The organism is Pseudoalteromonas aurantia (assembly GCF_005886875.1).
Lineage (GTDB): Bacteria > Pseudomonadota > Gammaproteobacteria > Enterobacterales > Alteromonadaceae > Pseudoalteromonas > Pseudoalteromonas aurantia_A.
Map to the genome: position 1 here is coordinate 1 of NZ_PNBY01000142.1, position 938 is coordinate 938.

Annotated in this window: 1 protein-coding gene; it reads right to left on the bottom strand. The window is 38.7% G+C overall.

Translation table 11 applies throughout. The features are described 5' to 3' along the window. Positions 1 to 284: 284 nt before the first annotated feature. Positions 285 to 938: IS91 family transposase (locus CWC18_RS19745; protein WP_212747748.1), on the bottom strand; the 654-nt coding region annotated here is incomplete at its 5' end.

Here is a 938-nt window from a genome sequence, read left to right on the forward strand (position 1 = left end):
TTTAGTTTAGGTGAAAGCGGGTTATAACAAATAAGGATAGGTGTCGCGCAGCCGACACCTTATCTGGGTGTTGAACAAGTCCGAAGTGAGTTTTATAGCTTATTTATAGTAAATAGTGATGAATATGTTTTTCTATTTGTAGCGGCGTTCATTTATTTTAGCCGAGTGGATGCACTTCTTGCGTTCAGAAGTTAAATTAATATATCTATATCAATTCGTTATTTTTTTGCGCTTCATCTCCTCTGATTGATTTAAGCCATTATCTTTTTTCCTGCCCATGATAATCAACTCGGTCGTGAGAAGAAGTTAATGACTCCCTCACAGTGCATTGGATGCTGACAGCAAGGGCAAATACGGATGGCTTTGGGTTTGTCTTTTTTCTTAGGCTTTTTCCAATTCTTGGTATTGATAAGTAATATTTGAATGCGTTGACGTAACTTACTGGCATTCCCTCGTAAATAGCCACAGTCTCGAACGCGTTGCAGCCCTTTAGGTAAGACATGTTGTAATATCAGCCATAAAAACTTAAGCACAGGCAGAGTGCGTGTTACTGTTTGTTTGGTTTTACTCTCTTGATATTTAAACGTGACGGTGTTTTCATCGTAATGAACAATGTCATTGTCAGACAATACACCCCGATATAGATAGCGAGAGAGGTATTGATAGGCTTTATCACCAAATCCGACTTTGCGACAATCAACTACCCACTTTTTAGGGTACTTTGCGGGTAAATTAATGCGCGTATGTCTGTTAATTGCCTCTAACATTTGAGCCCGCCAAACTTTAGCTAATGCAAATTCGTTAAATAGATATTGTTGACGCCCTTTATGCCACTGGTTGTTATGAGCATCATAATATCCACATGGCATAATGACATGAATATGAGGGTGTAAATCACGTCGTCGATTGTGGGTATGTAATACCATAGTAAAGCCAAT